The 21604-nt window shown below is 64.4% G+C and carries 17 protein-coding genes and 1 tRNA gene; 9 read left to right on the forward strand and 9 right to left on the reverse strand.

Going from position 1 to position 21604, the window contains the following annotated elements:
• The first annotated feature begins 192 nt into the window (after window positions 1–192).
• Window positions 193–510: a TfoX/Sxy family protein gene (locus FJZ36_05710; GenBank protein ID MBM3214393.1), complete on the forward strand. Its 318-nt coding sequence runs from the start codon at window positions 193–195 to the stop codon at window positions 508–510.
• Window positions 511–707: 197 nt separating this feature from the next.
• Here the strand turns inward: FJZ36_05710 and FJZ36_05715 are convergent.
• The 6 genes from FJZ36_05715 to FJZ36_05740 all read right to left on the reverse strand — a co-directional run bounded on the left by FJZ36_05715 (window position 708) and on the right by FJZ36_05740 (window position 8859).
• Window positions 708–783, reverse strand: a tRNA-Asn gene (locus FJZ36_05715).
• 103 nt (window positions 784–886) lie between these two features.
• Window positions 887–2518, reverse strand: a complete 1632-nt coding sequence (locus FJZ36_05720) for a hypothetical protein (GenBank protein ID MBM3214394.1) — start codon at window positions 2516–2518, stop codon at window positions 887–889.
• Window positions 2401–4374 (reverse strand): hypothetical protein, encoded by a 1974-nt coding sequence (locus FJZ36_05725; protein ID MBM3214395.1) that lies wholly within the window; start codon window positions 4372–4374, stop codon window positions 2401–2403. The genes FJZ36_05720 and FJZ36_05725 overlap by 118 nt, the downstream gene beginning before the upstream one ends.
• 14 nt (window positions 4375–4388) lie before the next feature.
• On the reverse strand, window positions 4389–5831 hold the full coding sequence (locus FJZ36_05730; protein MBM3214396.1) for a hypothetical protein: 1443 nt from the start codon (window positions 5829–5831) through the stop codon (window positions 4389–4391).
• 112 nt (window positions 5832–5943) lie between these two features.
• Window positions 5944–7650: a DEAD/DEAH box helicase gene (locus FJZ36_05735; protein ID MBM3214397.1), complete on the reverse strand. Its 1707-nt coding sequence runs from the start codon at window positions 7648–7650 to the stop codon at window positions 5944–5946.
• A gap of 3 nt (window positions 7651–7653) precedes the next feature.
• Window positions 7654–8859, reverse strand: a complete 1206-nt coding sequence (locus FJZ36_05740) for a hypothetical protein (GenBank protein MBM3214398.1) — start codon at window positions 8857–8859, stop codon at window positions 7654–7656.
• Window positions 8860–9174: 315 nt separating this feature from the next.
• On the opposite strand from FJZ36_05740, the gene FJZ36_05745 reads away from it, so the two are divergent.
• Window positions 9175–10314 (forward strand): mandelate racemase, encoded by a 1140-nt coding sequence (locus tag FJZ36_05745; protein MBM3214399.1) that lies wholly within the window; start codon window positions 9175–9177, stop codon window positions 10312–10314.
• 182 nt (window positions 10315–10496) lie between these two features.
• A complete protein-coding gene (locus tag FJZ36_05750; GenBank protein MBM3214400.1) occupies window positions 10497–12482 on the forward strand; it encodes a carbohydrate binding family 9 domain-containing protein in 1986 nt (661 codons plus the stop codon).
• 8 nt (window positions 12483–12490) lie between these two features.
• Here the strand turns inward: FJZ36_05750 and FJZ36_05755 are convergent, their stop codons facing one another.
• Window positions 12491–14326, reverse strand: a complete 1836-nt coding sequence (locus FJZ36_05755; protein ID MBM3214401.1) for a hypothetical protein — start codon at window positions 14324–14326, stop codon at window positions 12491–12493.
• A gap of 211 nt (window positions 14327–14537) precedes the next feature.
• On the opposite strand from FJZ36_05755, the gene FJZ36_05760 reads away from it, so the two are divergent.
• From FJZ36_05760 to FJZ36_05775, 4 genes are read left to right on the forward strand one after another with little or no spacing between them, the layout of a single operon-like run.
• Window positions 14538–15113 carry a hypothetical protein gene (locus FJZ36_05760; GenBank protein ID MBM3214402.1) on the forward strand — a complete coding sequence of 192 codons (576 nt, stop codon included), beginning with the start codon at window positions 14538–14540 and terminating at the stop codon, window positions 15111–15113.
• Between the two features lie 21 nt (window positions 15114–15134).
• Window positions 15135–16304, forward strand: a complete 1170-nt coding sequence (locus FJZ36_05765; protein MBM3214403.1) for an iron-containing alcohol dehydrogenase — start codon at window positions 15135–15137, stop codon at window positions 16302–16304.
• Complete coding sequence (locus FJZ36_05770; GenBank protein MBM3214404.1) at window positions 16085–17293, forward strand: beta-ribofuranosylaminobenzene 5'-phosphate synthase; 1209 nt, start codon at window positions 16085–16087, stop codon at window positions 17291–17293. The genes FJZ36_05765 and FJZ36_05770 overlap by 220 nt, the downstream gene beginning before the upstream one ends.
• A gap of 21 nt (window positions 17294–17314) precedes the next feature.
• Complete coding sequence (locus tag FJZ36_05775; protein ID MBM3214405.1) at window positions 17315–18226, forward strand: hypothetical protein; 912 nt, start codon at window positions 17315–17317, stop codon at window positions 18224–18226.
• Here the strand turns inward: FJZ36_05775 and FJZ36_05780 are convergent.
• Together FJZ36_05780 and alr are read right to left on the reverse strand one after the other, a co-directional pair.
• The gene (locus tag FJZ36_05780; protein ID MBM3214406.1) at window positions 18214–19593 is read right to left on the reverse strand and encodes a nucleotidyl transferase; all 1380 of its coding nucleotides are present in this window, start codon (window positions 19591–19593) and stop codon (window positions 18214–18216) included. The two genes, FJZ36_05775 and FJZ36_05780, sit on opposite strands and share 13 nt — an antisense overlap.
• 15 nt (window positions 19594–19608) lie before the next feature.
• Window positions 19609–20859 carry an alanine racemase gene (alr, locus tag FJZ36_05785; protein ID MBM3214407.1) on the reverse strand — a complete coding sequence of 417 codons (1251 nt, stop codon included), beginning with the start codon at window positions 20857–20859 and terminating at the stop codon, window positions 19609–19611.
• Here alr and FJZ36_05790 point away from each other — a divergent pair.
• Both FJZ36_05790 and FJZ36_05795 read left to right on the forward strand, forming a co-directional pair.
• Window positions 20609–21235 carry a redoxin domain-containing protein gene (locus tag FJZ36_05790; GenBank protein MBM3214408.1) on the forward strand — a complete coding sequence of 209 codons (627 nt, stop codon included), beginning with the start codon at window positions 20609–20611 and terminating at the stop codon, window positions 21233–21235. The genes alr and FJZ36_05790 overlap by 251 nt on opposite strands.
• 9 nt (window positions 21236–21244) lie before the next feature.
• Complete coding sequence (locus FJZ36_05795) at window positions 21245–21601, forward strand: redoxin domain-containing protein (GenBank protein MBM3214409.1); 357 nt, start codon at window positions 21245–21247, stop codon at window positions 21599–21601.
• Window positions 21602–21604 lie beyond the last annotated feature (3 nt).

Below are 21604 nucleotides of genomic sequence, written 5' to 3' on the forward strand. Positions count from 1 at the left end.
CGTCGTCGTCTCTCCAGCGGGATGAGTTTCTTCACCCGATTCCAGAGCGCGCGGGGTTTGAGAGGATGGCTGCGCAGAAAGTCGCTCACGACATCATGGCTGCATGCGAGGATCCCTGCGAGATACGTCCCCGTGCCGTTGCCGAACGATGCCAGAAGAACCTGCGTGTAGAGAATCGGATTGAGTCTGTCCATGCCTCATAGGATGGCAGAATCCCATCCAAAGACCAAGGGAGCGAAAGTCCTGGGCAAGATGTTCTGCGGGATCGCGAACGGTGATCTCATGGTGCGCGTGGGCCCGGAGCGCTACGAGGCCGCGCTGTCTTTGCCGCACGTCCGCCCCATGGACTTCACAGGGAGACCGATGACCGGTTACGTCTACGTCGGACCTGAAGGGTCCGGCTTTGACGAGCAGGTCCGAGCGTGGGTGGACGAAGCGCTCGCCTTCGTTTCCACACTCGAAGCACAGCCAACTGCCAAACGGAGCCGGCGGTCACCGAGGCGACCGTAGAGCCGTGGCGCAGACCGGCGGCGGGAGCTGTCTGCGCACGCCGTCTGGCTACGATGGTTCCCAGGCGTCTCGCGGAGCCACGGGCCCGCATGCGTGACGGACACCACGCGCACAACGACAAGGACCTCGTCGGTCAGTCCGACGAGGTCCTCTTCACGTTCACGCGTCTTGCCCGAAGCCGCAGCCTCAGGCGCAAATGGCTCCGGTGGCAGGACTCGAACCTGCGACCTGGTGGTTAACAGCCACTCGCTCTACCGACTGAGCTACACCGGATCATGAGGGGACGAATCACAAACGTGGTAACCATACCATATGGAGCAGCATCCGACAAGGCGAACGCTCTCGCCAACGTGTTCCGCCAGGCGCTTGCGGCACGTCACGCCTCGACCGTACTGGGCGTGCTCCGGGCAGGCTCCATCCGGTGGTGGCCCACACGCGGGAGTGCCGCGAGCAACGCGATGTAGATCCAGTAGAGCGACCCGGTCGGCGTCATCGATGCCGTCGCGCCAACCACCCACGACCCCAAGTATCCAGACGCGAGCCCGACTGCGACATACCGGTTCGGCGACCCAGGCCGCGTCTGGCGGACCGCAAGCGCCGCGATACCGACGTGAGCCACGAGCCACGGGATCGCCGCCATCACTCCCCCAGAGTGAAGGATCTCGAGTTGCGTGTTTTCACTGGGGTACTGGTAGTGTGAGACCTGGTGGATCGCTGCCATGTACAGTCGGTAGGCGTCTGCTCCGACTCCGAGGATCGGATGTAGCTGGATATCACGGAGCATCAATCCCCACGTGTAGATCCGGGGCGCTGCGGTGCCGCGACCAAACTCGAACATCGTGAGGACACGACCTGTGAAGGCTCGAACGTAGGCTGTTTCGCGCATCAGGCTCAGCGCGACGGCGCCCAGCACGACCATGGCGAAGATGCCCAGCACGTAGCGGAGCACGACACGAGCATTGCTCCGGAGCATGATGAGAGCGCTGAAGACTCCCGCGCTGAGTGCGAAGGCGGCGATGGGCGCGCGCGCCAGGCTGATGACCACGCCAAGCAGACCCGTGGCGGCAGCGACCACGTACAGAGCCCGGTCTCGTCGATGCGCGCTAATGGCACATCCCAGCGTGCAGAAGATCAGTGAGACGAGCAGGCAGCCAGAGACCGTGCCCCAGCCATACGGCCGGTAGACCGTGCGGATATCACCAGCAAGCGTGAACAGTCCGAGGTTCTGCTTGATCCCTATTTCGCGCAGGGCTGTGGAGATCACCGGTACATCCACGGAGAGCAAAATGACGTGGGCCGTGCCCAATGCGACGACGCCGATCACAATGGCTCCGATGGCGCGTAGCGACTTCTGGTATAGCCCAGGTTGGGAGACCAGCAGCCAGTAGAGCACTGGGTAGTGGGCTACGTTGGACGCCAGCAGCATCGTCGTTCCGATACCGCGCACCACCAATGGCGAGTTCAGGACGGTACTCACGGCAAGCACGCCGAGGGTCGCGGCGAACCATCTGAGGTAGGGCACGCGGGGCAGCGTTCGCCGTTCCAGAAGCAAGCGGGATACGGTCGTCAGGAGCATGACGTACATGACGACGTGACTGAATCGGACGTTGAAGGATCCGACAGTCATCATCAGCGGGTAGAGGTTCTGCAACACAGCCACGGCGATCAGCGAGTATGCCGCCCATTCAGCCGACACCAACACGAGTAGGACGGGCACTCCAAGCAGCGCTGCCAGGAAAGACAGCCGAGCCCCAGCCGCGAGATAGAGCACAAGCGCGAGACACGCGACGATGCCGTAGAGCGAAAGCACGATGTGAGCGCCGACCGGAGTCGCTCGCGTGGCGCATCTGTCGGCTGCCGCCCCGACGGTGTCCATGTCCGGCTTTCTACCTACTGAGGCTCGGAACGCGACAGTTCGACTCGCAGAGCCCTGGGCAGGCGAGCCTGGAACGCGCCCACCAGCACCTGACTGGCAACACGCACTCCATAGCTCGGAGAGATTTCGCATGGTTCGACAGTCATGTCAAAGTCGGCATCCAGAGCCACGCAGACGCCCTGGAACTCCAGCACAGCCCGCCGTCCTTCCGCGCGTACCTGAACTCCCGGCTCCAGGTGCGCCAACCATCGGATCGAGTGCTCGCCTATCCCTTCGAGCTCGTCCTGTACGACGAGTTGGTCTGTGGTCCGTGACAGCATGAACCGACGTCGGTGAGTCACCGGATGCGGCAGACGTCGGTAGCCATCGTGCTCGGCGCACAGCCGTGTCTCATCAGCGTCGGAATGCCATTCGATGACGCGTACCCTGTACGGATCGTCGATGGTCCACAGCCGCCGTCCAGTTCCGAGGCGAGCCGGCTCTGCGTTGTCGACGACGACGGCGTTGTGTGCAAGCGCGCTCCGGAAGCGGTTCCGCGCCGCCGGGTCCGCAGCGTAGGTGTACGTCCCGCTGTCGATGATGAAATCGACGCCATCGCAGCTCAGCTCGAAGCTCAACGCGTCGTTGTGCCCGTGACCCCCCGTGTTGCGGAGCCCGATCGGCGCAGCATCGACGAAGACGTACCAGCCGTTGGACCGGAGCACGTAGTAACCGCTTTCCGGGAAGCCAATCGGTTTCGTGACCCGACCGGATTCAGAACCCGCCCACTTGCCGCCGGTCAGCCAGAACGCTTCCTCAGAGCCAGCACTTCGACGCCATTCCGGGCGGTCGAACAGTGCGGCTCCGACATCGCAGAACGCCGCATGGTTGCTGTGCGGAACCTCGCTGAGCGGATGGAGCCTTCCGTCATCTGTGTCGCCGACAGACGGACAGTCGCCGTTGTCCTTCGTGTAGGCGGCGAGGAAGCCGAATGCAGCGCCGACACGCGCCCAAGCGGCATCGTCGATCGGCATGTAGGACCGGCGGCACAGCCACAGTGGCACGCCGAGCAGCTCGCAGATCAGCATGTGGTACGGGATGGACCCTTCGCGATTTCCTCCATCCTCCGCGATCTGCACGAGGGCTTCTGAAGCCAGGATCGACACGCCACGATTGAGCCATCGTCGCGCCCCAGGCATGGGATCGAGCAACAGCCCGCAGTAAGCCAGCGCAGCGCCATTCGATAGGTAGTGGTTGTTGGTGAGCGGGCCCCATTCGTCGTTGCGATCCACAAACCGAGCGTGCTCCGACAAACTGCTCAGCAAGAGCTTCCTGAGATCATCGCTGACGGTTTCCGAGTCCATCATCAAAGCGTACGCCCAGAGCCAGTTCACCGCGCGGATGCCGACATCCATCGCACAGATCCAGTTGATCCCGAACTCGGGCGGGTTGTGATCGATCCAGTCGCGGAGCTGGTCGGCAAACGCAGCCGCGTAGGCATCGTCGCCGGTGAGGGCGTAAGCCTGTCCCAACGCGATGAAGTGGTGACACCGACTCAGTTCCCACGGAACCTTGTAGTCGGAGCCTTCGCCCACCGGATCCATGTGGTAGATCGCCGTGTGGTGGGTGTCCGCGCGCCAACTGTAGCCTGTCTTGAAGTCCGTGTGCCACGGGATCGATCCGTCGAAGCGGACAGGTCCCGACCCCAGGAGATCGAACTCGCGGTGAACCGCACGCGTACCGCGCACAACCACGCGCTCGACCGCATCCTCCCCGTATCGATCCCGATAGGTGGCGGCAAATGTTGCGTTGCCGGTTGCGGCGATGGGCAGACGCTGGCGGATCGTCGCATCGACGGAATCGAGCAGATGTCGGCTGTAAGGATGGACTCGCTGAGGACGCGGACCCCGCATCGATACGAACCGCCCGCGCAGGACTCGCCGTGCCTTCTTGCGCGCCAGGTGCAGAATGCGCTCTGGCGGCAGCGAGAGGGCGATCTTGATATCCACGGTTCTGGCATTCCTTAACCGAGCGATCTGCCTGGATGAGGGTCGCCGTCTGAGCGAGAGATATGGAACGCGCCCGACAGGACCTGTCGCAGGAAGGCGTACGCGAGCCCCAGCAGCAGTCCCAACGCAGCTCCGAGGACCATGTCCAGCGAGCGTCTGGGCCTCAGCCTCTTCGCAGCCGGCTGCGCCGCGTCCAGCACCTGGAAACTGGGCTGATCCTGGGCTTCCTGGATGCGTGCCATCTCCGCCTGCTGAACCAGCAACGTGAACAACGTCTCTTGGACGACACGCTCTCGCATCAGGTCTGCCAGCTCACGCTCCATGCGAGGCGCGGATCGGATCGAGACGCTGTTCATCATCGACGCGCGGCCCTTCTCGGCTCGGATAAGCTGTTCCGACAGCGCTTCGATCTGGAATGTTGTTGCCCGCAGCTTGGCGTTCTGCGCCGAGGTGCCCGACCGCACCAGCACGTCGCGTTCGATCTTCTTGGCTTCGAGCTCCGCCTGGATCTGCCCGGCTCGGGTCACGTACTCCTTGAGTTGATCCGGGAGAGAGACGATCCGGTTGCCGCTCTTGTATGCTTCGAGGTCTTGGTCCGCCTTCTGCAGGGCAGCGGTTGCCACGGTCACCTGACTGTCGAGGAACTCGCGGTTCTTTCGCGCCTGCGTGAGCGAGTTGTCCTGGAGATACTCACGAAGCAGTGATACCGCCCGATTCGCGACATCCGACGCCATCTGAGCCGACTCCGGCATCTCGACATGGATGATGACCAGGTCATCCCGCGTGGCGCTGACCGAAACGCCCCGCGCGAAGTCCGCCATGGCGCGTTCCACGAGACGATGCCACTGCCGCCGGATTTCGGACAGGTGGAAGTCGTCCGGCTTGCCTTCGATCCCGGGAAGCGCCTCGACGAGCGCACGGAGTTGGTCATCCGTCATCGACAGGATGCCGCGAGTGCCGTCTTCGGTGTCCACGCTGGCAACGATGTCGGGGTGCTCGGCGACCAGCTCCGTTGCGATGCGCGACATGTCATCGAGATCGAACGAGGGACCCGACTTGCGTTCCTTGTCAATGGTCTTCCGCAGCATGTGCGGTACAACGCCCAGATCGGAGGCGAGTCGGTCTCGGACTGTACGGCTGCTGAGTATGTTGACCAAACGAGCCTTGTCGCTCGCACCCAGCGAGGTTCCAAGCCCGCCGATGAGATCGCCGACAGATCCCAGCGCCCGGAGCGCCGCAAGCGAGCCCCCGCTGGTCTCCTTCAAGGGGAGCAGCGTCGATGTGGCGCCAAAGACCTCGGGCACCAGGTACATCGTTCGCACGAATGCGACGGCGATGGACAGAATCAGGATCGCGACGATGGACCACTTCCGCGCCCACACGCTGTGCACGTAGACCATGATATCCAGTTCGTCGCTCGCGTCCTGGACGTTCAGGTCGTCAGTCGGTTGCGCCATGCAGGGGTTCCGTGTCGTGACAGGTCCTTGGCAGGGGGTTGACGGAAGGGAATGTAGAACCCGCGCGTCGGCATGTCAAGCCGCATTGCGGCTCGCCGTGCGAAGGCGGCACTCAGCTCTGGCGGCGTGCCTTCGCCAGGGCAGGATCGAGGCCGACGAGATGGAAGTACTCGGCGTCGGACAGCGCTCGGGGTGCGCTATCGGACTGCGCTTCGTCGATCACCTGGTCGAACAGCGCCTGCTTCTCCGTTAGCACTTGGTCGATGCGTTCCTCGACCGTGTCGTTCATCACGAGTCGTGATACCAGTACGGGTCGGGTCTGCCCCATCCTGTAGGCGCGGTCCTCCGCTTGGCGCTCTACGGCGGGGTTCCACCACCGGTCGAAGTGGTAGACGTACGACGCTTCCTGCAGGTTCAGCCCAACGCCGCCTGACCGGAGCGACACGAGCAACAGGCGGATCGACTCTTCTTCCTTGAACCGACGGATGGTTTCGTCCTTCTGCACGCGACTCAATCCCCCGTGGTACAGCAGAGGACTGCATCCGTCGAGCTTTCCGGCGAGGTATTCGAGCGTCTGGGTGTACTGCGAGAAGATGAGCGCCTTCTCGCCGCTCTCAACAATGACGTCCAGCGAATCGGCGAGGTAGTCGAGCTTGGCGCTTTCGCTGGTCTCCGGGTCGAAGTTGCAGATCTGCTTCAGCTTCGTGATAAGCGCCAAGACGTGTTGGAGCGTCACGGTCTCGCCAAGGCTGCGCAGGTAGACCGTTCCCTCTTCTTCTGCAGATTGATAGGCGTCGCGCTGGGCGTCGGTTAGGTCGAGACGAACCGTGTGCTGCTGCTTCGGTGGCAGGTCGCGGAGCACTTCTCCCTTCCGCCGACGCAGGAAGTACGGCGCGAGTGTCTGGCGCACAGCCTCAGGCGCGGCGGAGTCCGGCAGGATCAGATCAGGCTTCATGAACGCGGCGATGGCTGCCAAGTCGTGCCCGCTGTTCTCGATGGGCGTGCCGGTCAGGCACCACGATGCCCGTCGCGGGATGGCGCGCACTGCGCGAGATGTGTTCGTCTCGGTGTTCTTGATCCGCTGGGCTTCGTCCAGCACGACGAGATCGAACGGACGTTTGGGCAGCAATTCGGAGTCGTTCCGCATCAGCTCGTAGTTGGCAATCGCGACGTGAGCCGTGCCGTTCCATTGAGCGTTGCGCTGGCTGGCGTCGCCCTGGATCACCCGCACACGGATTTCGGGGGCCCACCGCCGGAACTCCGACTTCCAGTTGGACTTCAGTCCGGCAGGACAGATGACGAGAGCCCGATGGACGAACCCGCTGCCGAGCAGCGCGCGGATGGCGACGATGGTCTGGATCGTCTTTCCCAATCCCATGTCGTCGGCCAGGAGGGCATGCTTGCGCCTTGCGAGGAAAGACACCCCGTCCGCTTGGTAGGCGTGCAGCGGGAAGGGCAGATCGAAGCCCTTCTGCAACACGTCCCGCAATGGCGGGAAAAGCAGGAAGTACAGCGACCGAAGCGGGTCCCTGCCGTCGGAGGTCTCTGGCTCGATGGCGTCCGTGGGCACTCCATCGAGCCGCCCGTCGACGAGGGCTCCTTCAAACAGGCTGGCTTGGTCGATCTGCCCCGGTTCCGTCGCCTGCTCGAAGAATCGGGCGCCCCGAATGGCGATCCCGCCGGGAACCGCATCGACGCCTCGGACCACCACTCGCGGACGCACGATGACGTCGCACGCCGAGACGCGGATATCTCTGAAATCGAGGGCCCGCGCGGCGACGCCCGGTTGCGCCGCCGCTGAGTGGATGGGGGCGGACATCGACTAGCGCCGCCCTTCGGGCTTGCTGAACATCCAGTGCAGGTCGGGGCGCGTTCTCAGGCTGGCTGGCTGTCGAACATCGTGGTCTCGCGGCGCCGCTGCGACCGCCATCTCCTGCGCGTCATCGGCTTCTGGCGTCTGTTTCCATGTGGAGAGCCGTTCGCGCCACCGGCGGATCTCGGACTCGGTGCGAACCGCACGCGAGCTCGCCATCGCCAGGTCGGTATCGCTATCGTCCTTGCGCCGAGAGACGGGTCGTCGAACGATCTCGGTTTCGACGCGCGTCGTAGGACGCGTGTGCTGGGCTTCCCGGAGCCGGCGGACGCGCTCGGCGTGCTCGTCCGTGCGCATGCCGAATCGGCGCAGACGCTGCTGGATCGCCTCGCTGGTGAGCTCCGCGTCGGGGGCGGCGTCGGGTTCGGCTGCGCGACGCTGCGCCGCGATGGGAGCCCTCGGCGCATCGCGCACCGGTTCCGGTCCTCGAATGGGGGTGAGTTCCGCAGGAACCCGGGTCGCTCCGTGTACAGACGGGACATCGCTCTCCAGCACTCGGCTCTGTCGCATCAGTTCCGTGGCGCGCGGCGTGCGCGTCGTCTCGGCAGGCGGCTCAGGAACGGCGGTCGCGCTTGCCGCACGCTCCGCGCCGACCTTCACGCGCTCCTCGTTTGCCGGCAGCTTGTGGATCGCCCGGAGGATCGCCTCGATACGCTCGAACGGTTCATCAATTCGCATCTTGCCTGCGGCGTTGTTCAGCGCTCGCTCCATCTCTTGGAGGGCGTCGTCGCCGTCGGGAGTGACGTGCGCGCGCACGAGCCGCTTGGAGCCGCCCTCGACGGGCACCAGCACGGCGCCGCGATGCTCCGGCAGTTGGAAATCATCCGACGGGGCGACCTCCAGACGAGCGACGATACCAGGCGCAGCCATGTGGTCCCACACGCCCGAGAGGCTCGCGTCTTCGACCAGTAGGTAGCGTGGCTTCTGCTCGACCGACGCCCAAAGCGACCTACCAATCGTCGCCGCCATCGCGTCTGTCAGTTGCCCGTCCGGGTGCAGCAGTCGCTGTGTCTCGGATACCTCGACCGGTTCCGTGTAGCGGAACTCGATGGGCAAGCCGCGATGGTTCGTCACCAACAGCCCCGCGACGGAGGCGTTCAGCGACGGGCTCTGGATCCAGGTCAGGTAACCGAAGAGCAGGTCCTGGGTCGGCATGGAGCGTCCTTACTCACTCAGGTGTGGCACTGACAGCAATCGGCGTCATCGGCGCTCGCGCGAATCGCTGCAAGTTTTCCTGCCGTAATGCCTCTGTGTTACTGGCAGCGGTCGGCGTCATCGGCGCTCGCAGGGAGCGCCCTCATCGGTCTCATAGGAACATCGCGCGCAGTCCACCCATGAGCACGCGATAGGGCGATGAGTGGTTACATCATTGGGTGGGAGGCGTCCAAGTATTGAGTCGCGATGAGCCCTTGAGCCTCGATCGCAGACCGGCTAGAGTGCCGCTGCCGTTTGCTGACCCAGGAGGAGCCCATGCGGATCGACCGAATCGACGTCTATCCCGTCTCGTTCCCATTCCTTCGCGAGTTTCGCATCTCGCGCGGGACGGTCGGGTCCGCGCGCGTCGGACGCCCAAGCCTGATCGTCAAGCTGACGACCGACTCGGGGATCGTCGGGTGGGGCGAATCGGTTCCCGTGCGGCAGTGGTCCTACGAGACGGTCGAGTCGGTCTACACGACGCAGAAGACGTACCTGGCTCCCGCCCTGATCGGCGCCGACGTGATGGACGTTGACGGGCTCCACACTCGGATGGATCGCGAAATCGCCCCCGGCTACACGCTGGGACAACCCATAGCGCGAGCCGGAATCGACATCGCCGCTCACGACGCCATCGGGAAGGCGCTTGGCGTGCCGCTCCACGCCTACTGGGGGATCCGGCGCAAGGACTCCCTCGTTCTGTCGTGGACGGTGGCGGTTTCCTCGCTCGATGAGGTGGCGGAGCTCGTGGACGAAGGCAAGTCCAAAGGCTACCGCAACTTCAACGTGAAGGTCGGGCACGAGTCCGATCCGTCCTTCGACGTGACGCTGTGTCGCACGGTGCGCCGACTTGCTCCGGACGGGTTCCTGTGGGCAGATGCGAACGGGGGCTACTCGGTCGAGACCGCGAAACGTCTGGTTCGGACGTTCGCGGACATCGGCGTCGATGTCTTGGAGCAGCCTCTACCGCCGAACGCTTTGAGCGGGTACGTCGAGCTCCAGCGACTGGCGGCGCTGCCGATCACGGTCGATGAAGGTCTCATCACTCCCCGCGACCTGATCGAGATGATCCGGCTCGGGGCGATCAGCGGCGTTGCGATGAAGCCGGCGAGGGTCGGCGGGCTCCGCCCGCAGCGCCGGCTGATCGAGATCGTACAGGACGCCGGCATGCTGTTCTTGGGCAGCGGCTTGACCGATCCGGACATCTCGTTCGCCGCCAGCGTTGCGGTCTACGCCGCGCACGGGCTACAGTATCCTGCAGCCTTGAACGGACCCCAGTTCCTGAGCGCTTCCATAGCAAGCCACGGCGTTCGCATCGACGGCGATGTCGCCCACGTGCCCGACGGACCGGGTCTCGGCGTCGACGTCGATGAGGAGCGCATCCCCGAGCTCGCAATGCCCGCGCTTGGCGGGTGATTTCTCGGATTCCGACACGACCATCGCGGCGAGGACGCGGCATCGGTCTGCCGACAGACCGACAGAGGCGCGCGAACGGGGCTGTCCGCCGCCTCGCTCTGGGTATCTCATCCTATATATAGCCGCTCACGCATAGCCGCCTATCGCATGGAGCCGCAACGCACGGAAGGAGGGCAACGACGATGCCTTGGACCCATCTCGCCAGACCTCGCGTGCTCGCATCGGCGCTCGCGCTCGTGTCACTGATGCCGGGGATGTCCGTTGCGGCGGAGGAGTCGGAGACCGTTCGGCGCACGATGCCGGGCGTCGTCGTGTCTTCGCCGCCCACGATCGACGGCGTGCTGGACGACGCGTGCTGGTCGGAATCTCCCAGCTCGACGGCGTTCACCGATCCGGTGACGCTCCAGCCCGCGACGCAGCAGACGGTCGTGCGGATCGCCTACGATTCGCGCGCCGTGTACGTGGCGTTCGAGGCGTTCGATGCGGAACCGGAGCGGATCGTCGGGCGGAACACCAAGGATCAGGTTCGTCCGCGTGGAGAGGACTACGTCGCGTTCGGGCTCGACCCCTTCCATACGCACCAGTTCGCCGACCGAAACTTCTTCATCATCAACCCGGCTGGAGCGAAGTACGCCCACTTGGCGGCGGGGCGAGCCGAGAAGGCTGAGTGGCTTGGGCTGTGGAAGGCTGTCGCGCGCGTCACGGAGCGCGGTTGGATTGCGGAGATGGAGGTACCGTGGCGCATGCTCGCGTACCCGGAGAGGAGCCAACCCATCGACATCGGGCTGAACTTCGACCGATATCGACAGAGCACCGGCGAGAAATCCTGGTGGTCGAACATCGGGTTGCAGGAGTTCAACGAGCTCGACGGTCATTGGACGGGCGTACTGCCCCCTCCGCGCGAGCGCGACCTGCGCTTCATGCCCTGGGTCTACGCAGGCGTCGGCGGTTCCCGCAGCGATGATATGACCGCGCGTGCCGGGCTCGACGCGCGCTATGCCTTCACACCCCAGTTCACAGTGGTCGGAACCGTGAACCCGGACTTCGAGAACGTCGAGCAGGCGGTGGAAGGCATCGATTTCTCCTACGGCGCGCGCTTCGTCGGTGACCGAAGGCCCTTCTTCCAAGAAGGGAAGACGATACTCGGCTCGGGGTACTACCACTCTCGTCGGATTCCGAACATGGACGCCGGCATCAGCCTGTTCGGAAAGGTGGGGAACCGCTCTTCAGCCGGGGCGCTCGCGACCTACGACGACGGCGGCGAGGCGAACCTGATCGCGCGGGGCACGCGTACGCTGACGGACACGACGAACGTCGGCGTTGTGTTCCTGAGCCATCGCGACGACGACGGAACCAACCTCATCGGAGACGTGAATGGATCGACGCGCTGGAGACGCGTCGTCGTCGGAGTCGACGTCGCCCAGACATGGGACGGCGAGCTCAGGGGACGCCAGGCGCAGGGGAGCATCAGCTTCCGCGGGGACAATCTATCCGTCGAGATCCGTCCGGCGCTGATCGATGCGGACTTCGTCAACCGGCTGGGGTACCACCCCTTCCTGGGTTACCGCGGCGTGCGCGGGCTCGCCTATTACGGTCGGCAATGGCGGTCGGGTCCGATCCGCAGGGCGTCGGCGTTCGCCGGCTTCGAGCGCCAGGACTTCGAGATCGGGACCGTGTTCCGCCGTACCGCTGAATACGGAGCCAACGTGCTGACCCAGAGCGACTACTCGTTGAGGCTGTGGTGGTACGGCGGCAGATACGAGGAGCTTCAGGGCGAGGGCACGCTCGTCACCGATCTCGGCGCGCGGAGCTCGGATGCGTTCACGAACTACGGTGTGAGACACGAATGGGGAACACGGCAGGGCTTGCCATACCGCTCAGAGGGGGTGTACGGCAGCGTGCGGGTCGGTGACGTGTCGTCGAGCGTCAACGCGGCGTTCGTCCGACACGATGTCAGCCGTCGCCAGACGATCTGGACGCTCACCTACGACCGCTCGTCCGCGCTGAGCATCGGCGGTAGGCTCATCTGGCAGGACGACGACATGAACGGCTATCTGGCGATCCGCCGGTCGGGCTACGCTGGCACGGAGTTCTACGTCATCGCGGGCGACCCGAACAGCGCGCGGTTCCGAAGCCGGTACGTCGTCAAGGTCATCCAGGCGTTCTGATGCGTCGGCTACGGAAACAGCGTGTACATGTTCCGTTCGGTGATGATCCCGATGAGGCTCCACAGGCTTCCGGCGAGGAATTGCCCCAGCAGGAACCCCAGGAACAGCGGCATGTACCGGCGGTAGGCTCCGAGGCTGCCCGCCGTCATGATGATCCGCTTGGACGCCCATCCCAGGAAGATCGAGAACCACATCCATCCGATCGCCCATCCGTACCCGACGGCGTACCCGACGGGGTAGAGGGGCCACCAGATGAACGTCCGCTTGAGCGCCGCCAGAAACAGCGTGAAGCCGAACCCGAACAGGATGCGCAGCATGTTCGGGATGTCGGGTCCGCGGGGATTCGTGATCCAGCTCGCCAGGCGTCCGAACTCACCGACTCCCCAGACCGCGAAGCGATGGCGGTAGTAGAGCACAATGTGCAGACCGATGGCGAGGAGACTCCCGGCCACCCCTGCCAACACCATCGAGACGACCAACCGGCGAGTGCTCATCCGAAACGCCGACGCGATCTTGAAGCCCTCGAGCTGATGCGGCATCGGATGGCAGCGGAACCCGTAGGCGAGCCACGAGAAGAGCGTCGTCACGGAGAGATTGTGCGGGCCCAGCACGCGGGTTCCTGCGAACACGGTCATCAGGTAGTCGGGGTGGACGCCGTGGAGCTCGTGGGTCGGCGGACCCAGTTCCGCCCGCATGCGTGTCATGGCGATGGCGCAGAGGAAGTAGATGGTGAAATAGGCTCCCGTCATCCAGTACGAGATGCCTGCTGCGCGGCAGAACAGCAAGATGAACGCGGAACCGAGGACGAGTCCGATGACCGCGAATCGCTCTACGGGTCGGTCCTCGTCGCTGGTCGCGCCGCGCCGGAACGCGCCGACCAGGACTTCCCGGATGTGGCGTCGCGTCGTCCAGATCGCCAGTACGCCGATCGCTACCCAGGCTCCCGCGCGCTGATCGCCCTCCCATCCGGCTCCCTGGGGAACGCCGAACGCCGTGATGAGCACCAACTGGACTTTCCACAGTAGGAAGAAGACCCACAGCGAGAGCGACAAATCGAGTGGCATCAGATAACCAAGACCGACCGCGAACAGGTAGACGTAGATGTAGAGCCCGCCCATGCCGCTCCAGGGCTTTTCGGAGAAAAACGGCGACAGATCGTACTTCATCTGAAGGAACGGAAACGACGGGAACAGGTAGTGGAGCCCCGCCGCTGCTTCGATCACGAACGCGATGGCGAAGCCGGTCCACATCAAGCCGCTGCGGAAGAAGCGATCCGAGTCGCCAATGACCTGAATGGGTATCTGGGCGATTGGGTAGTTCAGCTTCTCGTGCTCGGTCCACTGCTTCTTCACGATGACGTTGATGCAGAGCATCACCAGCAGCAGCACGGACACGAACGCCGACCATGCGAGGAACGGCTTGAGCCACGCGCCGAGGATGTTCGGCTTCCAGAAGGGCCCGCCCTCGTAGTAACCACGCAGCACGTCACGGTTGCCTACGGTCAGCCAGGTCGGGAAGTGCATGTGGAACAGCTCAGCCCACTCGTTCTCCGGTGTGGCGAACCAGTAGCCGTTGCCGATGAGGGGAACCAACTGACGGATGATGTCGTGTCCAGCCAGCGCCGTCGCCACCGACACCATGATGTAGAGCGTGGCGAGCTCGGCTGAGCTGAGCGCTGCTGATGGAGCGAATCGGCGCAGACCCAAGTTGAGCAGCGACAGGGCGAACAGCGTGAAGAGCACCGTCGGGAAGAACGAGAAGTCGGTGAGCTCCCAGACGACCCGGTTCTCGGCTGAGATGATCCAGAAGCAGTTGGCGAAGATGAGCAGGGAACCAACGAGCAAGACACGGAATCCGAATCTGAGAGCGGACGTCGTGTCGGGTGCTGCTCGCGCCGGCTTGTGTCTGTGGGAGTCCATGGCACCTCGGATCTCAGCGGACGACCATTCTAGCCGGTTCCCGCCCCTGCGTCCACGTCCGTGCGGCGCGCGCTCGGCTCTTGACACGTCCTGCACGCGAGCCTAGACTCCGGGCGACCGCTCGGGAGGAACACCGTTGCGCCGCCATCTGACGCGATTGCCCGCTGCATTCGCTTTGGTCGCTGCCCTGTCTGGCTGCTCCGGAGCTCTCAAGACGCTCTTTGCGCCTCAGGAGCTCAGCGACAACTACGCGCAGACACCTGGGACGACTGCCGTCTACAACTGGCAGGGCGTCTCGACCCCAGCGCCGGCGATCATCGACGGTGACGCTGCAACGTTCGAAGAGATGAGCCGCGAAATCGAGGTGCGACTGCCGGAGCCTCGTCCGATCCGCCGGATCGTCATACGCAACACCAACTTCGAGGATGTCATCGTCTACGTGGGAGGCCCGGGCGGCGAAGGCGACTGGAAGATACAGACGCAGATCCGTCAGAACAAAAACACCACGATCACGATACCGCTGTCGCTGATGACCGACCGCATCCGGTTCCGAATCGGCGGTACGCTCGACGACTCTATCGGACCCGCGCAACCGATCATCGTCGAGGGTATTGAGATTCGGCGCTCGACGCTCCACCAGGCGCGCCCGAAGGCAGGCGAGGTGGAGATCTACGGGTTTCGCACCAAGCGCGAGGCAGACGACGTTTTCTAGGAAGACTTCGGACAGATCGCCATGCCGACTGACCCTTGGAACAAGTTCCACTTCCCTGCCACCATCGAGTGCGGGGCCGGGTGCGCACTCGCCGTGGGAAGGCGCATCCGTCGCATCGAGGCTGAGCGACCTCTGGTCGTATCCGATCCGGGAGTTGTTCAGGCACATCTGGTGGCTCCCATCATCGACGCGCTGGAGCGAGCCGGATGCCAGCCGACGCTGTTCAGCGACATCCGACCCAACCCCACCGACAAGAACGTCTACGCCGGCTCGGTGCGCTACCGCGAAGGGCACTGCGACAGCATCGTCGCGGTGGGAGGCGGCAGCGTGATGGACGCTGCGAAGGCGATCCGCATTCTGGTCTCACATCCGAATGCGCTCCCGGAGCTCTACGCCGATGCTGGCGGAGTCGAGCGGATCAGCCGACCGATGCCACGCCTGATCTGCATACCGACGACGGCAGGAACCGGCAGTGAAGTGTCGCGCGGAGCGGTGATCACGGACACCTCCGAAGGACGCAAGCGAGTTGTCCTCCATCCGCGGATGTCTGCCACGATCGCTCTGCTCGACCCGAACATGACGGTACATCTTCCGAAGTTCCTGACGGCGGCGACCGGCGCAGATGCCTTCGCTCACTGCGTCGAAGGCTACTCGGCGAAGGGCTACCACCCGATTGCGGAAGGGATTGCGCTCCAAGGGATCCGTACCGTCGTCGAAAACCTGCCGGTCGTCGTGGAGGAACCGTCGAACATCGAGGCGCGCGGCAGGATGCTGCTGGCAGCCTCGATGGGAGCGCTCGCGATACAGCGAGGGGCTGGCGCCGCGCACGCGCTCTCGCACCCGTTGTCCCACGTCAGCGGGATTCACCACGGTATGGCGAGTGCCATCGTGCTCCCAGCGGTCGTGCGCTTCAACCTAGCTGAAGTCCCTGCGCGCCTGGCGCAGATCGCATACGCCATGGGCGTCGATCCTTGCAGTCACGGACCGGAAGCGGCAGCGGAAGCATTGAGCCAGAGGATCTCAGACTTGCTCGCGCGGCTCGGCTTGCCTCTCCGCCTGCGAGACGCCGGCGTGCGACGCGAAGACCTTCCCTCCCTAGCAGCGGCAGCAGCTCGCGACGACAGCCACCGAACGAATCCGCGAACCTGTGCCGAAGCCGACCTGTTGTCGCTCTACGAAGAGGTGTACTAGACGTGGAAGGCGGAGGCTCGACGATCGTCGTGACAACGCCCTCGCGACTCCACCTCGGCTTGATCGATCTGCACGGCGGCGAAGGACGGGTTGACGGCAGTGTAGGACTCGCCCTGTCGGAGCCTTGCTTCGAGCTTCGGCTCACGCGCTCGCAGACCGTTCGGATCGACGCAGACCCGATCTACCATCCGCGCATCGGAGCTGTCGTCGCTCGCGCCCGGGAACGTTGGGGCATCGGACCGGCAGCCGTCCGAGTCATCCAGTCGATTCCATCCCATGCCGGGCTCGGGTCGGGAACCCAGTTGACATTGGGCGTTCTCGCCGCTCTCTCGGAGCTCAATGGCGTCGGAGCCACGCACGACGACATCGTCGCGCTGTCGGGGCGAGGCGGCACGTCGGGCATCGGCGCTCACGCGTTCTGTGCCGGCGGATTCCTGATCGACGGCGGTCACCGGTTCCCCCAGTCCAAGGCGACGTTCCTGCCGTCGGCGGCGTCGGCATCGGCGGGATTGGGCCCGCTTCTCTGGCGGCAGGACTTCCCGGCGTGGGATATCGTCATCGCGACTCCTCACGGAAGGCACGTGTCGGGCGAGGAGGAGATTCGGCTGTTCCAGACGCTGTGTCCGATCCCCGAAGCGGATGTCGGAGCGGCGTGCCGAAGCCTGGTCATGGGGATGATGCCCGCTCTGGTCGAGCAAGACCTCGCGTCGTTCGGAGCGGCTCTGGAGCGGTTCCAGTCTGTCGGATGGAAGCGGATCGAGATCGACGCCCAAGACGAGCTGGTTCGTGATATGATGGGCGCGATGAGATCGCATGGCGGCTGCGGCGTGGCGATGAGCAGTTGGGGTCCGACCGTCGTGGCGTTCACCACGGATGGGCTTCGGCTGGCAGATGTGGCACGACGATGGCTGTCACGGCGCAACCTTGGAGGAACCGTCGTGGGGACGCGGGCTCGCAACACGGGAGCCACCATCGAGCGACGGGATTGAGATCTGCTGGATCGCCGTCGAATGTGGGGTGGGATCGCAATGGATACGCTGTTCGTCCCAGAAACCGTGCCGGAGGAATGGGCGGCGCTCGCCGACCGAGCGACGCAAGGCGGTGGCGTGTTCGTGCTGATTGCCGGCATGGATTCTGGCAAGAGCACGCTCGGGCGGTACCTAGCGCGCGCCGCGCTAGCCAGGCAGCTCATTGTCGGCTTCATCGATTCCGACATAGGCCAATCCGTGATCGGGCCCCCGACGACGATCGGCCTCAAGATTCTACAGGAATCGACGGACGAGCTCAGCGCCGCCCCGGACGCGCTCTACTTCGTCGGCGCCACGTCGCCTGCGAATGTGCGAATCGAAATGGTCGTCGGAACAAGACGCCTTGCGGACTTCGCGCGCCGGCGGGGAGTGGACGTGCTCATCGTCGACACGACGGGTCTCGTCGAGGGCTCTTCCGGCTACCTGCTCAAGGCGCACAAGATCGAGTGCCTCCGTCCCGCGCAGGTGGTGGCGATCGAGCCGTCCCCGGAGTCCGACACGCTCCGGCATATTCTCGACGCGTTCGAGGGGCAGTCGGATATCGTGATCCATCGGCTGGCACGTCGTCCAGAGGCGCAACGCCGAAACCCGAATGTCAGACGAAGTTTCCGGGACGAGAAGCTGCGGGAATACTTCTCGAACGCGACCGAGTTCACTTTGCCCGCCAGCAGCGTCGTGATGAGTGGAGAGGCGCTGACCCAGGACAACCACGAGCCCAGCCGCTTCAAGGACGTCCTGATCGCCTTCCTCGACCGTCGCGGCTTTGCGTCGGGCCTCGGCATCCTACGCGAGTGGGACGCCGCGAAGGAAACGCTGCGCGTGCTGGCTCCGGCTGATTTCACGGGCAGTGGGCTGCGGATACGCGTCAGCCTGTTCCACCCTTACCAGCCGTAGCGGCTCGGGCCCCACGGCTTGGTGATGAGTTCCTGCTTGGCGAGGAGCAGTGTTCCGCTGGGCACGTCCTCGTAGCAGATGACGCCGGGACCCACACACGAATACGAACCCACCTTGACGCCTGGCATGAGCATCGCGTTCACGCCGGTTCGACAGAAGTCGCCCATGTAGGTGGCGTCTGCCCCATGTGAGGGCGTCTCCGTGCGTCCGCCGATCCGATGGGGCGTGTCCCGGTCGTCGAACCGCAGCGTGCCGCAGACGCTCGCAGCGCCGATGTCCGTCGCCTCGCCGAACACGCCGGACATCTCGCAGTAGTGGTACAGATACACCTTGTCGAACAGCACGCCGCTGAACTCCGCCCCATGTCCGATGATGCACCGGTTGCCGACCACGGATCGACCGCCGACGTCGCAGTAGTCGCTGATGCGGCAGTGGTTCCCGATGACGAAACCACCGTGGAGGATCGCCCCGTTGGTGATCTGGCAGTTGCCCCCGACGATGGCGTTGCCTCGCAGCACGACGCGCTTGCCGATGGTCGTGTTAGACCCGACGACCACGTGCCCGGTGATGTCGGCTCCATCGGAGATGCGCGCTCCGTCGGCGACCACGTCCGTATGGAGCTGACTGGTGAGATGCTCGACCATGCGGGCGTTGGCTTCCAGGACATGCCACGGCTTGTCGATATCGACGAAGAATCCCATCGTCTCCGACGCGAACACGTCCACATGATCGTCGATGAGAACCTGGATCGAGCCGGCGACTTCCGATTCTGCGGGCGGCATGCCTCCCACGTCGACGCGCGTCGCGATGCCCGGGTTGCGCGCAAGCGCCGGCAATGCGTGAGCCTGAAACGCGTACACGCCGCACAGGCGGTGCGAACCGCCTCGCGGGTGACCGGTCACCTGGGTGACGAGCCCGCCTGAGGTCGCAGCACAGATCCAGCTCCCGGGCTCCTCCTCGCCGAGTCGGTTCAGCAGAACACCGGCTAGAGCGCCGCTGTTCCCGAACTCGGTGACGAAGCGCCGGAGGTCCTCCGTCGTCAGCACGATGTCGCCGTAGACGACGAGCAGCGGCTCGCGTTCCGCGCAGGTTTCAGCGGCGGCGTACGCGGCGGCGGCGGTTCCATCGAGCGTCGTCTGCGTGACGAAGCGCACACCAGGCAGGTCCGCCGTCGCGCCCATCACCTGCTGCTTCCGATGCCCGACGGCGACGACGATCTCCGTCACACCGATCTCGATCAGGCTGAGGCATAGCCGTCGCACTGCCGGAACGTTGGCAATCGGCAGTACGCACTTCTGGCGCACGTCTCCGTACGGGAAGCACTTGCTGCCGCGACCCGCCGCGAGCACGATGGCTCGTCGAATCATGTCTGTTCCCGTCGATCAGGAGGTATAGAGCCGCTTGACGCGCCTACCCAGTCCAGTGAGCACGTCGTAGGAGATGGTGTCGCCCCACGCCGCCAGTTCGTCAGCGGAGATGCAACCGTCGCCGTCGCGACCGATGAGCGTCGCTGTATCGCCGTACGACGTATCCGGGATGTCGGTCACATCGCAGACAATGGTGTCCATACATACAGAGCCCAGGATGGGAGCGCGCCGACCTCGGATCAGCACGGATCCGCGATTGGACGCGACACGCGGATAGCCGTCCGTGTAGCCCACCGAGACGGTCGCGATGCGCCTGGCGGTTTGAGCGATGAAGCGGCGGTTGTAGGACACCGACTCGCCGGCAGCCAGGTCTGCGACGCGGCATACCCGAGCTCGCCAGGTCAACGCCGGCGACAACGCAATGGGATGAGCTGACTCGGCGCTAGGATAGACTCCATACAGACCGATCCCGATGCGCGACGCATCGAAGCGCATCTCCGGGAAGTTCAGCGCGGTTGCCGTGTTGCCGACGTGCCGCAGCAAGCCGGGTCGCGCGTGTCTGGAAGCCACGTCGAGGAAGCGGCGCCGTTGCACGTCGGTGAACGGATCGTCGGGCTCGTCGGCGCTGGCGAAGTGCGTCCACAGCCCCGCCAGGGCGATGGACGCGTTCGAATCGCAGACGCTGATGAGCTCGGCGACCTGATCGGGCGCGGCTCCATAACGGTTCATTCCCGTGTTGACCTTGACATGCACCCGCGCGACGCGGCGAGCCCGAGTCGCCGCATCTGCGACGAGGCAAAGCTCCTCACGCGAGGAGATGGTGATGGACGCATCGACAGCGATCGCCGGTTCCGCCGCATCGGGCGTCAGCGAGTAGAGCAGCAGGATCGGTTGCTCGACGCCTGAGTCGCGGAGCTCGGCAGCCTCTTCGGGCGACGCGACGGCGTAAGCGTCGGCAAGAGAGCCGAGGGCGCCAGACACACGAACGGCGCCGTGTCCGTAGCCGTCCGCCTTGATGACGGCGATGAGCGCAGACCCTTGCAGAAGGCTGCGGAACGCTCTCGCGTTCGCCCGGATCGCCGACAGATCGACTTCCGCCCACGTTCTCATTCCCGGCCTCGTTGGCTTCCTGCAAGCAAGAACGGCAAATTCGACGACTGTGTTCCAGATGGGTGCCGGGAGTGATAGACTGTGCGAACTACTTGCACAAACGCCGAGCCAGCCGATGGTCTTCGGTGGCTTGGCGAGTAAGCCTTGGTTTGTCATGGACAGGGAGGCGCTGATGCGATCCGCTCGGCGACACCGGATACTGCCGTGGGTGAGTGTGATCGGATTGGTGTTAGCCGTCGTGTCGGTTGGCGGCTGCGCCGGCAAGAAGGTCGTGCCCGTCGTGCACGAAGGGACGTCGGCTTCGGTTGAGCCGGCTGAGGCGACCGCCGATCCGTCGGTGCCCCTCTCGCACACCGAGACGCCAGCCGTCGCGCAACGTGAAGACGTTGTCGAGACTATTGCGGTTGTTGGCAACGAGGTGGGACAACGGGCGCCCGAATTCGCGCTACGGAACGCCGCAGGGGAACCGGTGAGCCTTTCGGACTACGGAGGGAAACCCCTCGTGGTGGTCTTCTACCGTGGATTCTGGTGAGGGATCTGCATGGAGCAGCTCGGCGAGCTGCAAGAAGCGTTGCCGCGTATCGCAGGCGAAGGAGCGAACCTCATCGCGATCGCTGTGGATAGTCCATCCCAGAACAAGAAGGTGATGGCTGACCACAAGCTCGCGTATCCCGTGCTCAGCGATCCGAAGAGGAAGGCGGTCGTTGCCTACGGTGTGCTCGACCCGGAGAGTAACCCGTTCACGAACCCCGGGTCCCACGCCAACATCGCGCGACCTGCTACGTTCGTCATCGATGGGGGGGGCGTCATCCGATGGAAGCACGTCGGAACGAGCACCAGCGACCGTCCGAGCGTGGCGACCATCATCTCTCAACTGAGGTCGGTCGCCGGGATATAGCCG

It is taken from the genome of Candidatus Poribacteria bacterium, from assembly GCA_016866785.1.
Lineage (GTDB): Bacteria > Poribacteria > WGA-4E.

Bases quoted from the DNA above. Each gene is read 5' to 3' on its own strand.
- FJZ36_05710 (MBM3214393.1), top strand. From the start codon at position 193: ATGCCTCATAGGATGGCAGAATCCCATCCAAAGACCAAGGGAGCGAAA.
- FJZ36_05720 (MBM3214394.1), bottom strand. From the start codon at position 2,518: ATGCGAAATCTCTCCGAGCTATGGAGTGCGTGTTGCCAGTCAGGTGCT.
- FJZ36_05730 (MBM3214396.1), bottom strand. From the start codon at position 5,831: ATGGCGCAACCGACTGACGACCTGAACGTCCAGGACGCGAGCGACGAA.
- FJZ36_05735 (MBM3214397.1), bottom strand. From the start codon at position 7,650: ATGTCCGCCCCCATCCACTCAGCGGCGGCGCAACCGGGCGTCGCCGCG.
- FJZ36_05740 (MBM3214398.1), bottom strand. From the start codon at position 8,859: ATGCCGACCCAGGACCTGCTCTTCGGTTACCTGACCTGGATCCAGAGC.
- FJZ36_05745 (MBM3214399.1), top strand. From the start codon at position 9,175: ATGCGGATCGACCGAATCGACGTCTATCCCGTCTCGTTCCCATTCCTT.
- FJZ36_05750 (MBM3214400.1), top strand. From the start codon at position 10,497: ATGCCTTGGACCCATCTCGCCAGACCTCGCGTGCTCGCATCGGCGCTC.
- FJZ36_05765 (MBM3214403.1), top strand. From the start codon at position 15,135: ATGCCGACTGACCCTTGGAACAAGTTCCACTTCCCTGCCACCATCGAG.
- FJZ36_05775 (MBM3214405.1), top strand. From the start codon at position 17,315: ATGTGGGGTGGGATCGCAATGGATACGCTGTTCGTCCCAGAAACCGTG.
- FJZ36_05780 (MBM3214406.1), bottom strand. From the start codon at position 19,593: ATGATTCGACGAGCCATCGTGCTCGCGGCGGGTCGCGGCAGCAAGTGC.
- FJZ36_05790 (MBM3214408.1), top strand. From the start codon at position 20,609: ATGACGGCGATGAGCGCAGACCCTTGCAGAAGGCTGCGGAACGCTCTC.
- alr (MBM3214407.1), bottom strand. From the start codon at position 20,859: ATGACAAACCAAGGCTTACTCGCCAAGCCACCGAAGACCATCGGCTGG.
- FJZ36_05795 (MBM3214409.1), top strand. From the start codon at position 21,245: ATGGAGCAGCTCGGCGAGCTGCAAGAAGCGTTGCCGCGTATCGCAGGC.